Here is a 13,689-nt window from a genome sequence, read left to right on the forward strand (position 1 = left end):
ACCGGTCAACGGATGTCCCAGACGTCGGGCATCGTCAGCGGACCGGCCGCGGGCAGCCCCATCGCCACGGCCGCGTGCTGGAGCGGGCCCCACGCGCCGAGCACCGTCTGCGGCTGCGAGGCCGCCATGTCCTCGCTGGAGTCGTGCTGGCGGATCCGGTCCAGCGGGTGCGCGCGCGGGAAGGCGCGCAGGGGCAGGGGGCCGGCGCCCGCCTTCTCCCGGGCCAGGCGCACGGCCGTCTCCAGGCCGCCCAGCTCGTCCACCAGGCCCCGCTCCTTGGCGTCGCGACCGGTCCACACCCGTCCCCGGGCGACCTCGTGGACCTGCTCGCGGGTCATCTTCCGCGCCTCGGCGACCTTGCCGGTGAAGTCCTCGTAGATCTCGTCGAGGAGCGCGTTCACCCGCTCCCACTCGGACTCGGTGAACGGCTCGCGGGTGTCGAACATGCCCGCGTGCTCCCCGGTGCTCACGGAGTCGCTGGTCACGCCGAACCGCTCCAGCAGCGCGCCCAGGACCGGCTTGCCGGTGATCACGCCGATGGACCCGGTGAGGGTGCCGGGCTGCGCGACGACCGCGTCGGAGCCCAGGGTCACGTAGTAGCCGCCCGAACCGGCGATGTCGCCCATCGCCGACACCACCGGGATGCCCGCCCGGCTGGTCAGCTCGGACTCGCGGCGGATCGCGTCGGAGGCGGTCGGCGACCCTCCCTGGCTGTCCACCCGGAACACGACCGCCTTGACCTGCGGGTCCTTGCGGGCGGCCCGGAACGCCGCCGTCACGGTGTCCGAACCCATGACGGTGCCGCCGCCCAGCGGGGACCGCCGGGTCCGCCCCAGGCTGATGGCCCCGGACGCGGAGATCAGCGCGATGTACCCCGGTCCGCCCGCCACGCGGGGACGGGGCGCCGGGGTGTGCTTGCGGTGGTAGCGGGTGACGAACTGGAGCGAGGGCTCCGGCCCGGAGCCGTCCCCGGCCCCGTCCGCCTCCGACCGGACCTCGCCGAGGAGGTCGGCGTACACCTCGTCCCGGTAGGCCAGGCCGTCGACCAGGCCGGCGTCCAGGGCCTCCTTGGGCATGAACGGACCGCGCGAGACCAGTTCGCGCACCTTCTCCTCGGGCAGGCCGCGCGCCTCGGACACCGCCTCCACCAGCTGGTCGCCCAGCGACGAGACGATGCGGCCGGACGCCTCCCTCTGGGCCTCCGTGAAGCCGGTCTCGGTGACGCTGTTCAGCGCGTTCTTGTACTCGTGGCGCCTGCCGACCTCGTAGGACACGTCCAGCTTGTCCAGGGCGCCCTTGAGGAACGTCACGCGCATCATCAGGCCGGTCAGCCCGAGCACCCCGGTGGGGGCCATGACCACGCGGGAGAACGCGCAGGAGAGGTAGTACGGGAGGTTGCCCTCGCCCGTCTCCCCGAAGGAGTCGGCCCAGGCCACGGCGGTCTTGCCCGCGGCGCGGAAGTCGGCGACGCAGTCGCGCAGCTCCTGGACCTTCGCGAACCCCAGCGACCGGGCGTCCACGCGGACCAGGAGCGCGGCCACCCCCGGGTCGCGCGCACCGCGGCGGATACCCTCGACGATGTCCAGGTAGTGCTGCCGGCGCCGGTTCACGATCTGGCTGATCGGGTCCCCCGGGGCCTCGTCGGCCACCCCTTCCGTCAGGTCCAGCTCCAGGACCAGCGGCCCCTGGGGGCGCGGCCCGAACCGGGCGAGGGACAAGGGTTCTGTGATCTTCGCGAGGTCCACCATGGCCCCAGCGTAGTGGCCGCTGTCCAGCGCCCCCCTCGCCCGCCCCGGCAGCGCCGCGGTCGCCGCGAACGTGCCGGGTTCCTCCGGTTCGCGCCGTGTGCCGGGGACGCTATGGTCGACTGGGTTCTGACCACGGGACGCGGGAGAGGGACGACGCATGGCGGGCATCCACGGGCGACGGCATCGGGCGCGAGGCGTGCGCGCCGGGGCGGGGACGGCCGTCGCGGCCTCCGCACTGCTGCTACTGGGCGCGTGCTCGGGCGGCGGGGAGGAGGCCGGCGCCGCGGTCGAGCTGGAGCGCGGCGAGAGCGGCATGGTCCCGGCGGTCGACCCGCCCGGCCCCGAGGGCTTCACCCCCCAGACGGTCGAGGGCATCACCATCGACGTCCCCGACGGCTGGGACGTCCAGAACCAGGGCGGCACGCTGTGCGTGAGCCCTCCCGGCCAGGCCGCCTGCGCCTACGGGTCGGTGCAGCTGACCGCGCACGCGGCGGAGAACCACCCGCAGGAGTGGCCCTCCAGGGGCGGGGCCCACAGCAAGGCGGACGGCTGGGCGGACAACACCGACCGCTGCCGCAGCCTCAACACCGCGGCCTCCGGCGACATCGGGATCAAGGACGCCGAGCTGCGGGTCTCCGACTTCACCGAACACGCCGACACCCTCAAGTCGCACCACTCCGTCTGGGACGTCACCTGCGCCAACGACGACACCTTCGAGGTGCGCATGTGGTTCCTGCCGACGAGCGACGTCCTCCTGTACGTCTGGTCCGCCGACTCCCAGCACTCCGCCGTCTACGACCAGATGGCCGCCTCCATGGACACCACCGAGTACCGGAGCTGACACCTGTCGCATCCGTCCCGGATTCGGCCACCGGTTGCGCCGTTCCAGTGTCCCCCGGGTCCCGTTAGGCCATAGGGTCGTACTCGTCACGGCAGAGGACGTCCGGGGCGGCGCACGGCCGCGCGGACGACGGCAGTTCAGGCGACAGCGCGAAGCGGGGTGCAGCACTGGTGACCACCATCGGAGCGGCGGGACGGGTTGGTCAGTACACGCTCGACAACGGATTGCGCCTGGTGACGGCGGCGGCCTCCACCGGCCAGGTCACCGCGGTCAACCTGTGGTACGGCGTGGGGTCCCGGCACGAGGTCCCCGGGCGCACCGGCTTCGCGCACCTCTTCGAGCACCTCATGTTCCAGGGCAGCGGCAACGTGGCCAAGGGCGAGCACTTCGAGGAGGTCGAGCGGCTCGGCGGCGACATCAACGCCTCCACGTCGAGCGACCGCACGAACTACTACGAGACGGTCCCCGAGCACGCCCTGGACCGGGTGCTGTGGCTGGAGGCGGACCGCCTGGAGACGCTGCGCGACGGCATGACCCAGGAGGTCCTGGACAACCAGCGCGACGTCGTCAAGAACGAGCGCCGCCAGCGCTACGACAACCAGCCCTACGGCACCGCCCTGGAGCGCATCCTGCGCCTGGCCTACCCCGAGGGCCACCCGTACCACCACCCGACCATCGGCTCCATGGCCGACCTGGACGCCGCCGACCTCGACTACGTCAAGTCGTTCCACAAGGCCCACTACGGGCCGGACAACTGCGTGCTCACCGTCGTCAGCGACCTCGACCCCGAGGACGTCCTGGCCCGCGTCGAGAAGTACTTCGGGTCGATCCCCGCCCGGGACTTCGTCCCCGAGGCGCCCGACGCCTCCCTCGGAGCGCCCCTGGGCGGGCCGGTGCGCGACGCCGTCACCGAGACGGTGCCCGCCGCCGGGGTGTTCATCGGGTACCGCGTCCCCCCGTACGGCGAGCGGGAGTTCGACGTCGTGCACCTGGCCTCGGCCGTCCTCGGCCAGGGGCAGGGCAGCCGCCTCTACCGCTCGCTCGTGGTGGACCGCCCCATCGCCGCCGACGACGGCGGCGCCGCCGCCGACATCCTGCCCTTCCGCTACACCGACAGCCTCCTGCTGGTCAACATGCTCGCCCGCGAGGGCGTCGCCGGCGACGTGCTGGAGGAGGCCGTGCGCGAGGAGATCGCGAAGCTGGCCTCCGGCGTGACCGAGGAGGAGCTGGAGCGCGCCCGCGCCGTCATGGAGCGCGACCACCTCCAGTCCATCTCCAGCCCCGCCGGGCTGGCCGACAGCATCAGCAGCTGCACGCAGCTGTTCGACGACCCGGAGCTCGCCTACACCTGGCCCCGGCGCTGGGACGACATCACCGCGGAGGAGGTGCGGGCCGCCGCCGAGCGCCTGCTGGTCGACGAGAACCTGCTCGTCGTCCGCTTCGACCCCGAGGAGTCCTCGGAGGCCGAGACCCTCCAGGCGGACGCCGAGGCGAACGCCGCCGGCGCCTCCTAGGGCGCGCCGCCACCCCTGGCCCTGTCACCGCAAGCCGCAGAAAGAGCCGCAGAGCATGCCGCAGACCCGCCCGCCACTCGGTGCCGTAGCGTCCTACTCCTTCCCGAAGCCCCAACGGGTCACCGTCGGGGGCGGCACCGTCGTCGCCGTCGACGTGCCCGGCCAGCAACTGGTCTCCCTCCGCCTCGTGCACCCCCACGGGGGCGCCGTGGAGCCGCTGGACGCCATGGGCGTCAACGTGCTCACGAGCGAGGTGCTGGAGGACGGCCCCGACGGCAACAGCTCCCTGGCGCCCGCCCTGGAGCGCCACGGCGCCGAGTGGACGTCCCGCGTCAACTGGGACGGATTCATCACCGGCCTGGACGCCCCCGCCAACCGCGTCAACGAGGCCGTCCGCCTGTTCGCGGACGCGGTCCGGCGCCCCGCCCTGAACCCGGACGACATCGTCCGCCGCCGCGAGCAGCTGCTGGAGCGGTTCTGGCTGGAGGCCGCCACGGCCGGGACCCTGGCCATGCGCAGCCTCGGCGGGCAGCTGTTCACCGGCCGCTACGCCACCCCGCTCGGGGGAGGCCCGGTCCGGCTGGCCGACATCACCCCGGAGACCGTGGCGTCCTTCCACGCCGAGTCCATCGCCTCCGTCGCCGGGACCCTCGTGGTCGTCGGCGACCTCGACGGGATCGACCTGGAGGAGCTGGGCAAGACGGTGTTCGGCGACGCCGCCTCCGTCCCGGAGCGCGAGTCCTCCGTCCCGGCGCCGCCGCCCGGCGAGCTGCCCCGCGTCCTGATCGTCGACCGCCCCGGCTCCGTCCAGTCGGCCCTGGTCATCGCGCACCGCGCGCCGTCCCGCTCGCAGGTCGACCTGCCCAGGGCCGAGGGCATCAGCGAGGTGCTGGGCGGCATGTTCACGTCCAGGCTCAACATGGAGCTGCGCGAACGCCTCGGTTACACCTACGGCGCCGGATCCCGGTTCGACCTGCGGCGCGACAGCGGCGTGTTCTTCATGTCCACCCAGGTGGAGGCGGACACCACCGCCCACTCCGTCACCTCGTCGCTGGAGCAGGTCGCCGAGCTCCGCGAGTCGGGCGTCACGGAGGAGGAGCTCACCGCGGTGCGCGAGTCCAACACGGTGGGCCTGCCCGTCAGCTACTCCACGGCGCGCTCCCTCGCGGGGGCCCTGGTCGACATGGTCGTCCACGACCTGCCGGACGACCACGTGGACCGCAACCGGGCCGGCTACGAGCGGCTGACCAAGGAGAGCCTGGACTCGGCCGCCACCGAGTACCTGCACCCGGAGGAGGCCGTCGTCGTGGTGGTCGGCGACGCGGAGCGCCTCCGGCAGCCGCTCACCGACACCGGGATCGGCCCCGTCGAGGTCCGCGACCCGGAGTCCCTCTGGACCTGACCCGGGGCGTGCGGGCGTGTCGCGCCCGCACGCCCTCCCCACGGCCGGGGCGAGGACGGGCAAAGGAGAGGCAGGTCATGGCATGTGCAGCTTTTCGTCGGACATAACGAAAGCGAACCTATGTGCCAGTGTTATGGCAACTACCAGCGTGGACTCGGCGTCCTGCTGGTATAACGAGTGATCCGTGCACCTACATGGTGACAGCGACCGCAATGCTCCGCAGGAGGCCACCATGGCCGGTGAATGGACCCGTGGATAACCGTGTCCTCCCTAGACAACCCTCACACTCAGCGGCCCCGGGCGTCGCGCTCTTCCGAAGGTCCGGAGGTAGCCGGTATGGGCGACTCCGGTCCTGAGGGGCGCCTGCTCAAAGGGCGCTACCAGCTGGTGTCGGAGATCGCCAGGGGCGGTGTCGGCACCGTGTGGCGCGCCGTCGACCTGGTCATCGACCGCGAGGTCGCCGTCAAGGAGCTGAGACTCCCGGCCGATCTGAGCCGCTCCGAGCGCGAGTCCCTCCTCCAGCGCACCACGCGTGAGGCCCGGGTCGCCGGGCGCCTCACCCACCCGAGCCTGGTCACCGTCCTGGACGTCGTGGACGAGGACGACCGGCCGTGGATCGTCATGGAGCTGGTCGAGGCCTCCACCCTGGAGGAGCTCATCCAGGTGGGCGGCCCGCTGCCCTACCAGCGGGTGGCGGAGATCGGGCTCCAGCTGATCGACGCCCTCAAGGTCGCGCACACCGAGGGGATCGTCCACCGCGACGTCAAGCCCGAGAACGTGATGATCAGCCAGGCGGGGCGCGTGGTGCTGACCGACTTCGGGCTGGCCGCCTGGAACGGCGAGTCGGCGCTGAGCGCGTCGGGCCGCATCATCGGCTCGCCCGCCTACATCCCGCCGGAGAGGGCCAAGGCCGGACCGGTCGGGCCGGAGTCGGACCTGTGGTCCCTGGGCGCCACCCTGTACGCGGCGGTGGAGGGCCACCCTCCCTACGACCGCAAGGGCTACATCAAGATCCTGCGCCAGGAGCAGCTGGACGAGCCGGCGGAGGCCGCGAGCGCGGGCCCGCTCGCGCCGGTGCTCGCCGGCCTGCTCCGCGTCGAGCCCGGCGAGCGGCTGACCGCGGAGAACGCCACCAAGATGCTGCGGATCGCGGCCCTGGCCCCGTGGGCGCCCGAGACCAGCGTGGAGACGGCCGCCTCCGGGGCCCGTCCGGCCGAGCCGCGCCCCGGAGAGGGCGGCGGGGAGGGCCGGGGCGGGGACGAACAGGACCGGGAGTCGGCCCGTGAGCACTTCAAGGCGGGCGCCCACGTCCTGGCGGAGTCCATCAACGAGCGGCTGCGCAACAGCCCCGAGGCGATGAACTCGATCATGACGTCGATCCGCGAGTCCACGGACACGCTGGGGCTGACGAGTTCGGGCCGGCACGCGGAGAAGAGCATGCTGCCGGTGTTCGCCGGCGTCGCCCTCGGCGTGGTGCTGCTGCTGGCCGTCGTGCTCTGGGCCCTGCTCGGCCGCTAGCGGGCCGGGCGCGGGAGCGGCCGTCGCGGCCCGACGCCCCCGTCACGCGGGACCGCGGTGCGGGGAGGGTGGCCGGAGCCGTCGGCCGGCGCGCACCGCCTGCGGTGCGGGGCGTTCCCCGGGGTGTCGCGCGGAGGGTGGGCGGAGCCCACCGACCGGCGCACACCGTCTCGTAGGGCCGGCGGGATTCGAACCCGCACTGTACAGCACCTAAAGCTGTCGTCTCCTGCCGGTTGGACTACGGCCCCGTCGGGACAACTGTACCGGGGACGCGGGCGGACCCGGCCGCCAGGCCCCGCGGGCCCGGCCCGGCCGGGCCGCCGGGGTCCTGCGGGTCAGACGCCGAGTTCCTTCTTGAGGCGGTCGACGTGCCCGGTGGCCTTCACGTTGTAGAAGGCCTTCTCCACCTTGCCGTCGGCGCCGACGACGACGGTGGAGCGGATGACGCCCTGGACCGTGCGGCCGTAGTTCTTCTTCTCCCCGAAGGCGCCGTAGGCGCGCAGGGTCTCCTTGCCGGGGTCGCCGAGGAGGGTGAACGTCAGGCCCTCCTTCTCCCGGAACGCGGCCAGCTTGTCGGTCGTGTCGGGGGAGACGCCCAGGACGGTGAGGCCGGCCGAGCCGAACTCGCGGAGGTTGTCGCGGAAGTCGCAGGCCTGTGTGGTGCACCCGGGGGTCATCGCCGCCGGGTAGAAGTACAGGACGACGCGCTGCCCGGTGGAGGCCAGCACCTCGCTGAGGGTGACGGGCTTGCCGTCGGCGTCGTCGAGGGTGAAGTCGGGGGCCTGGTCGCCGGGCGCCAGGCGGATCGGGTCGCTCACGTGGTGTTCCCATCTGCTCGTCGGCGGGGCGGTGGGGCCCCGCCCGCTCACTGCTCCTACCGTAGCGAGCGCCGGGGGTGCCCCGGGGAGCGGCGCTTCTTCACCTGTGCCAGGCTGGGTTTACCGGCTTCGGTTGCGATTCCGGTTCGGTTCATCCGCTTTGGGGGTGACCAGCGGTTCGATCACCTATTGTTGACCGCACTCGTGCTTTCGGTCGACCCGCTGGTGACGCCCTTCGCGCACCCGGGCGCCACGCCCCTCCGGTGGTGGTCGGCACGGCCTCCGGGCCGGAACACATCCGCTTCGTGTTGGGGAGTATTGGCGACGATGCCTGGATTCACACTCGACGAGGTCAGGGAGCGCACGCTCAAGGAGCGCGACTCCTGGCTGACGGTCTCCCTCGTGGACCCGGTCGCGGTCCGGCTCGTCCGCCTGGTCGCCAACCGGACGTCGATCACGCCCAACCAGCTGACGGTGGTCGCGCTCTTCCTGGGGCTCGGCGCGGCGGTCTGCTTCGCCCTGGGCTACCGGCAGTTCCTGGCCCTGGGCGCGGTCCTGTACATCCTGTGCTTCCTCGTGGACTGCGTGGACGGCAAACTGGCCCGGCTCACCGGTTCGGAGTCCCTGTTCGGTTCGTGGATGGACTACGTGTCCGACCGGTTCCGGGTGCTGGTGTGCGCGGTCGCCCTCATGGGCGGGCAGTACGTCGTGTCCGAGGAGGTCGTCCCCGACTCCAACCCGGTGTGGTTCGTGTGGCTGGCCCTGGCCGTCGTCTTCCTGGACATGCTCCGGTACCTCAACGCCCTGCAGGTCTACAAGGTGCGCAGGGAGATGCGCTCGCACCTGGCGGCCGCCCTGGAGAGGGCCCGCGCGACCCTGTCGATGCTGGAGCCGGAGGACGACGACACGGCCTCGGCCACCGGCGGCGGCGGACGGACGATGAGCGACGGCGGCGAGCAGGCGGTGCTCCGCCACGGCATCGGCGTCCTGGAGCAGATACTGCACAGCCAGAACGAGCGGGAGGCGCGCAACCACCGCACGGCGGGCAAGCAGCCGGACCTGACGCTGCCCAAGGTGGACCTCCACCAGGAGTTCCGCTCCCGCTTCCCCTGGTACCAGCGCTTCTGGTCGGCGCTCAACGCCAGGCGCATCAGGACGCACCTGGTGGGCGGCATCGAGTTCCAGCTGGCGGTGTTCGTGGTGGCTCCCCTGGCGGTCGCGGTCCTCGGCGCCCCGTCGCTGATCGGCTGGATCACCGCCGCCGCGGGCGTTTTGCTTCTCGCCTTCGAGATAGCCATCATCTATAAACTGTGGTTGTCCACGCGGGACTTCTTCCGCGTGGTCGACGGAATCGACGGCGCGCTGAGATTCTCCGGTCCGTCCGACGGCGCGGAGGAGAGCCGGGACTCCGGCTCGGACTCGGACTCGGGCTCTCAGACGACCCTGCGCCAGTGGAGAGAGGCGGAGCCCCATGACGGGACGCGACACCGAACCGCGCCAGACCCCGGCTGAGATCCAGGCCGAGATCACCCGCGAACAGCGGCGGCTGGCGGAGACCCTGGACGAGCTGAGCGAGCAGGCCCGGCCTGCCAACATCGCCCGTAGACAGATCGGGAGGGCCCGCGAACGCGGCGCACGGATCGTCGACGAGGCGCGCGCCCTCGTGGTCGGCGGAGGCGCGGTGCGTGTGGAGAGCCACCTCGTGGCCCCCGAGGAGGGCAGCATCGTCATCAAGGGCGATGACGAGGTCGTGACCACCTACCAGTCGCGCCGCCGGCTGCCCCCGGAGGCACTGATCCTCGCGGTCGGCGTGGGCGCGGTCATCGCCGTGGGCGTGGTGGCCTGGGCGGTCCGCCGCCGCAAGTAGCGGACCGGGTGAGAGGGGCCCGTGCGCTCGGCGCACGGGCCCCTCGTCGTGCGGGAGGTCCGGTGTCGCTGCGTCTGCGGCCCGGCGGGCCGGGGCGGTCCTCGGCGGGGGCACGCGGACCGTCCGGCTCAGAGGAAGGTTCGGCCCTCGCCCCGGTAGGTGGGGACGGCGCCGACGTACTCGCCGGTGTCGGAGTCGATCAGGTGCAGCGTGTCGAAGCGCTCGCAGAGCTCGCCCGCCTTGGCGTGGCGCATCCACACGCGGTCGCCGACGGCGAGGCCGTCGGCGGCGGCGCCGACGAGGGGGGTCTGCACCTCTCCCGCGCCCTCGTTGGCGGTGTAGGACAGTCCCTCGGGGAGGTGGGGGGTGGGTGCCCGGTGGGGGTCGACCGGACCGGAGGCGGGGTAGCCGCCCCCGAGGGCGGTCACCACGCCCGGGGCGGGGCGGCGTACGACGGGGAGCGCGAAGAGGGCGGCGGGGCGGCCCCGGAAGGCCCGGTAGTGGTCGAACAGGCGCGGGTGGAAGAGGCCGGATCCCGCCGCGAGCTCGGTGACGGCCTTCTCCCGGCCGGTGGTGTGGAGGCTGCCGGTGCCGCCGCCGTTGACGAAGCGCAGATCGGCGACGGCGCCCACGGCCCGCACGACGGCGGCCCGGCGTCGTGCGAGCTCGATCGCCGATCTTCGCTGGACGGCGCGCAGGACGCGCGCGTACAGGGGGCGCCCGGGCGGGGCGTCGCCCACCCCGGCGATCTGGCCCTCGTAGGCCATGATCCCGGCCAGCTCCAGCCCGGGCCGCCCGACGACGGCACGGGCGAGCGCCGCCGCCTGCTCGGGTGTGCGTACGGGGGAGCGGAAGGCGCCGATGCGGGCGCGGGAGCCGAGGGGCTGCCAGCTGGTGTCGATGTCCAGGCAGACGCGGACGGGCGGGGCCCCGGCTCCGCGCGTGCCGGAGGCGGTGGCGTCGGCCACGGCGGCGCTGATCATGTCCAGGTGGGCGGTGTCGTCGACCATGACCGTGATGGCCCGGGCGGCGGCGGGGTCCCCCGCGAGCCGGGTGAGGGCCTCCCGGTCGACGGTGGGGTAGGCCACGAGGATGTCGTCGTCCAGGGGGCCCTCGGAGTCGCCCTCGGCCAGCCAGAGCGCCTCGGGGAGGGTGAAGGCCATGATCCCCGCGTAGCCGGGGAGGGCGAGGGCGGTGCGGAGCAGGGCACGGCTGCGCACGGACTTGCTGGCGATCCGGACGGGCTTGCCGTGGGCCCGGCGGGTGAGGTCGGCCGCGTTGGCGCGGAAGGCGGCCAGGTCGACCATGGCGAAGGGGGCCCGGAGTTCGCGCGTCGCGGCCTCGTACTTCTCACGCAGGCTTGTCATGCGTCCGAGGATGCCAGAACATGAATGTGTTTCATATTCCCGGCAATGAACGGTTCGGTGAACCTTGTGGCCGGGACGACGTCCCGTATCCGCCCCGCCGGGCGGCCCGGGTCGATATCCTGGAGCGTCACGGCCGATCAGCCGGTCCGACCCCAGAAATGGTTCTTTCCCATGAGTGAGCGCGAGTACGTCCTGACCCTTTCGTGTCCCGACAGCAGGGGCATCGTCGCGGCAGTGGCCAACCTGCTGTCCGACCACGGTTGCAACATCACCGAGAGTCAGCAGTACGGCGACCACTACACGGGCCGCTTCTTCCTGCGCATGCAGTTCGTGGCGGAGCGGGGCGGCGACGGGGCGGTCGGCGAGGACGTGCTGCGCGGGGCGTTCGCGGCGCTGGCGGGGGACTTCGGGTCCGGTTCGGGCGACGCGTTCGTCGAGTGGACGCTCAGCCCCCGCGACGTGCGCCCCCGCATGATCGTCATGGTGTCCAAGTTCGGCCACTGCCTCAACGACCTCCTCTACCGCCAGCGCAGCGGGCTCCTGGACGTCGACATCGCCGCCGTGGTGTCCAACCACCCGGACCTGGGGTTCCTCGCGGACTCCTACGGCGTGGACTTCCACCACCTGCCGGTGACCGCCGCGAACAAGTCGGAGCAGGAGACGCGGCTCCTGGAGCTGGTGGACTCCTACGACGTCGACCTGGTCGTCCTGGCCCGCTACATGCAGGTGCTCTCCGAGCAGCTGTGCACCAAGATGTCCGGCCGGATCATCAACATCCACCACTCCTTCCTGCCGAGTTTCAAGGGTGCGCGCCCCTACCACCAGGCCCACATGCGCGGGGTCAAGCTGATCGGCGCGACGGCCCACTACGTCACCGCCGACCTCGACGAGGGGCCCATCATCGAGCAGGAGGTGTCCCGGGTGGACCACACGCACAGCCCGGAACAGCTCACCGCGATCGGCCGGGACCTGGAGTCGGTGGCGCTGGCGCGCGCGGTCAACTGGCACGCGCAGCGCCGGGTCCTCCTCAACGGGGAGAAGACGGTCGTCTTCGGCTGACACCGGGGGCACGGGCCTCCCGGCGGATCGCCGGGCGGGACCGCTTTTCGGACCAGGGGCGCCTTCAGGGGCGCCCCTGGTGTTTTCCCGTGATGCTGGGGTGCGCCATGCCCGCGTGAGGCGGGATGGGAAAGACTATCTCCTCTTCTGACCAGCGATTCGTTACTCAAGGTATCTTGGCCACTACGTACAGTGTGTATATGGTGTGTTTAGTTCGGAACTCATCTGGCCATCCCATGGCGTAGATACCGGGTTTCGGTCCGAAAACTCCGAGGGCAATGCGCTCGGAGGAGGGGGCAGAAAACATGGGCAAGCACGTCGACGACGCCGCCGGCAAGGCCAAGGAGGCCTACGGCAAGGCCGCGGGGGACCGCGGCAAGGAGGCCGAGGGCAAGGCGGACCAGGCCAAGGCCGACGCCAAGGACAAGGCCGACCAGGCCAAGGACAAGGCCAAGGACGCGAGCGAGAAGGCCAAGAACGTCTTCAAGCGCTGACGGCCTCTGTGACCACGGGGTTTCTGCACACTGCGCAGGGGGGACCAGTGTCGGACATCAGGACCGAAGCGAAGGTGCCGGGCGCCCGCGAGGCGGGCAGGGGGGACTCCTCCGGCGACGGGGGAGGCCGCACCCAGATCGCGGACGGGGTGGTCGCGAAGATCGCCGGGATGGCCGCGCGTGAGATCGGCGGCGTCCACGCGATGGGCGGCGGGACGGCGCGCGCCGTCGGCGCCGTGAGGGACGCCGTGACCGGCGGCGGGACCGACCGGGGCTCCGTCTCGCGCGGGGTCTCGGTCGAGGTGGGCGAGCACCAGGCCGCCGTCGACATCGACCTGGTCGTCGAGTACGGGGCCGCCATCCAGGACCTCGCGGCCTCCGTGCGGCGCAACGTCGCCACGGCGGTGGAGCGCATGACCGGCCTGGAGGTCACCGAGATCAACATCAGGGTGGACGACATCCACCTGCCCGACGACGACCAGGACGACGACTCCGACGACTCCGGGCCCCGGGTCCGGTAGTGGCGGCCGGCGGTGGGGACCCGGGCGAGGTGGCCCGACGCGTGGCCGAGGAGGCCGCCCGCTTCCCGGACGTGGTGGAGCTGTCGTCCGGAGGGTTCGGAACGCTGGCCACCCCCGTGCCCGGCGGACGCGTGCACGGCGTCGCGGTGCGCGCGGACGGGGTCGAGGTGGGCGTCGTGGTCCGCTTCGGGAGACCGCTGCCGGAGATCGCAGCCGAGCTGCGCCGGGGCCTGGCCCCGCTGGCCGGCGGCCGCACCGTCCACATCTCGGTGGAGGACGTGGTCGCCGGCCTCGGCGACGGCAGACGGACGGGGCTCTGAACGTGGAAGCAACAGGTGCTGGACAAGAGGGGGAAGCCATGTGGCCCATCGTCGGCCTGTCCTACGGGACGGTACTGGGTCTCGCCGCCGCCTTCGGCGGATTCGCGGCCTTCGCGCTGGTCCTGGTTCTGGGCCTCGTCGGGTTCGTCGCGGGCCGGGCGATGGAGGGCGAGATCGACCTCGGTGAGGTGTTCTCGCGGCGGTCGGCCTGAGGCGGGCC

Annotated in this window: 14 protein-coding genes and 1 tRNA gene; 11 read left to right on the forward strand and 4 right to left on the reverse strand. The window is 72.3% G+C overall.

Features of this window, described 5'->3' with window-relative positions; translation table 11 throughout:
• Nucleotides 1–5: 5 nt before the first annotated feature.
• Nucleotides 6–1,748, reverse strand: coding sequence for a signal peptide peptidase SppA (gene sppA, locus ACIRPH_RS30395; protein WP_402920634.1), 1,743 nt, complete (start codon nucleotides 1,746–1,748; stop codon nucleotides 6–8).
• Between the two features lie 157 nt (nucleotides 1,749–1,905).
• Between sppA and ACIRPH_RS30400 the strand changes: the two genes are divergently transcribed.
• The 4 genes from ACIRPH_RS30400 to ACIRPH_RS30415 all read left to right on the forward strand — a co-directional run bounded on the left by ACIRPH_RS30400 (nucleotide 1,906) and on the right by ACIRPH_RS30415 (nucleotide 7,023).
• Nucleotides 1,906–2,589 (forward strand): hypothetical protein, encoded by a 684-nt coding sequence (locus ACIRPH_RS30400; RefSeq protein WP_402920637.1) that lies wholly within the window; start codon nucleotides 1,906–1,908, stop codon nucleotides 2,587–2,589.
• A 170-nt stretch (nucleotides 2,590–2,759) separates the two neighbouring features.
• Complete coding sequence (locus ACIRPH_RS30405) at nucleotides 2,760–4,103, forward strand: M16 family metallopeptidase (protein WP_402920640.1); 1,344 nt, start codon at nucleotides 2,760–2,762, stop codon at nucleotides 4,101–4,103.
• 55 nt (nucleotides 4,104–4,158) lie between these two features.
• Complete coding sequence (locus tag ACIRPH_RS30410) at nucleotides 4,159–5,505, forward strand: M16 family metallopeptidase (RefSeq protein WP_402920643.1); 1,347 nt, start codon at nucleotides 4,159–4,161, stop codon at nucleotides 5,503–5,505.
• Nucleotides 5,506–5,841: 336 nt separating this feature from the next.
• Nucleotides 5,842–7,023, forward strand: coding sequence for a serine/threonine-protein kinase (locus ACIRPH_RS30415; RefSeq protein ID WP_402920646.1), 1,182 nt, complete (start codon nucleotides 5,842–5,844; stop codon nucleotides 7,021–7,023).
• Between the two features lie 173 nt (nucleotides 7,024–7,196).
• On the opposite strand, the gene ACIRPH_RS30420 is transcribed toward ACIRPH_RS30415, so the two are convergent.
• Both ACIRPH_RS30420 and bcp read right to left on the reverse strand, forming a co-directional pair.
• Nucleotides 7,197–7,271: transfer RNA gene (locus ACIRPH_RS30420), tRNA-Leu, on the reverse strand.
• Nucleotides 7,272–7,358: 87 nt separating this feature from the next.
• Complete coding sequence (gene bcp, locus ACIRPH_RS30425) at nucleotides 7,359–7,841, reverse strand: thioredoxin-dependent thiol peroxidase (protein WP_267946267.1); 483 nt, start codon at nucleotides 7,839–7,841, stop codon at nucleotides 7,359–7,361.
• Between the two features lie 327 nt (nucleotides 7,842–8,168).
• Between bcp and ACIRPH_RS30430 the strand changes: the two genes are divergently transcribed.
• Together ACIRPH_RS30430 and ACIRPH_RS30435 are read left to right on the forward strand one after the other, a co-directional pair.
• Nucleotides 8,169–9,353: a CDP-alcohol phosphatidyltransferase family protein gene (locus tag ACIRPH_RS30430; RefSeq protein WP_402920649.1), complete on the forward strand. Its 1,185-nt coding sequence runs from the start codon at nucleotides 8,169–8,171 to the stop codon at nucleotides 9,351–9,353.
• The gene (locus ACIRPH_RS30435; protein ID WP_402920651.1) at nucleotides 9,313–9,708 is read left to right on the forward strand and encodes a DUF3618 domain-containing protein; all 396 of its coding nucleotides are present in this window, start codon (nucleotides 9,313–9,315) and stop codon (nucleotides 9,706–9,708) included. Before ACIRPH_RS30430 ends, ACIRPH_RS30435 begins: the two co-directional genes overlap by 41 nt.
• Nucleotides 9,709–9,836: 128 nt before the next feature.
• Here ACIRPH_RS30435 and ACIRPH_RS30440 read toward each other — a convergent pair whose 3' ends face one another.
• The gene (locus ACIRPH_RS30440) at nucleotides 9,837–11,075 is read right to left on the reverse strand and encodes an amino acid deaminase/aldolase (protein ID WP_402920653.1); all 1,239 of its coding nucleotides are present in this window, start codon (nucleotides 11,073–11,075) and stop codon (nucleotides 9,837–9,839) included.
• A 171-nt stretch (nucleotides 11,076–11,246) separates the two neighbouring features.
• On the opposite strand from ACIRPH_RS30440, the gene purU reads away from it, so the two are divergent.
• The 5 genes from purU to ACIRPH_RS30465 all read left to right on the forward strand — a co-directional run bounded on the left by purU (nucleotide 11,247) and on the right by ACIRPH_RS30465 (nucleotide 13,681).
• Complete coding sequence (gene purU, locus ACIRPH_RS30445) at nucleotides 11,247–12,134, forward strand: formyltetrahydrofolate deformylase (RefSeq protein ID WP_402920655.1); 888 nt, start codon at nucleotides 11,247–11,249, stop codon at nucleotides 12,132–12,134.
• 305 nt (nucleotides 12,135–12,439) lie between these two features.
• Entirely contained in the window at nucleotides 12,440–12,628 is a 189-nt protein-coding gene (locus tag ACIRPH_RS30450; RefSeq protein ID WP_402920657.1) for a CsbD family protein, read from the forward strand.
• A gap of 47 nt (nucleotides 12,629–12,675) precedes the next feature.
• Nucleotides 12,676–13,149 carry an Asp23/Gls24 family envelope stress response protein gene (locus ACIRPH_RS30455; RefSeq protein ID WP_402920660.1) on the forward strand — a complete coding sequence of 158 codons (474 nt, stop codon included), beginning with the start codon at nucleotides 12,676–12,678 and terminating at the stop codon, nucleotides 13,147–13,149.
• The gene (locus ACIRPH_RS30460) at nucleotides 13,149–13,469 is read left to right on the forward strand and encodes a hypothetical protein (RefSeq protein ID WP_402920663.1); all 321 of its coding nucleotides are present in this window, start codon (nucleotides 13,149–13,151) and stop codon (nucleotides 13,467–13,469) included. The genes ACIRPH_RS30455 and ACIRPH_RS30460 overlap by 1 nt, the downstream gene beginning before the upstream one ends.
• Nucleotides 13,470–13,507: 38 nt before the next feature.
• A complete protein-coding gene (locus ACIRPH_RS30465; RefSeq protein ID WP_402920666.1) occupies nucleotides 13,508–13,681 on the forward strand; it encodes a hypothetical protein in 174 nt (57 codons plus the stop codon).
• Nucleotides 13,682–13,689 lie beyond the last annotated feature (8 nt).

Origin of the sequence: Nocardiopsis sp. NPDC101807, from assembly GCF_044766605.1 — a bacterium.
Lineage (GTDB): Bacteria > Actinomycetota > Actinomycetes > Streptosporangiales > Streptosporangiaceae > Nocardiopsis > Nocardiopsis tropica.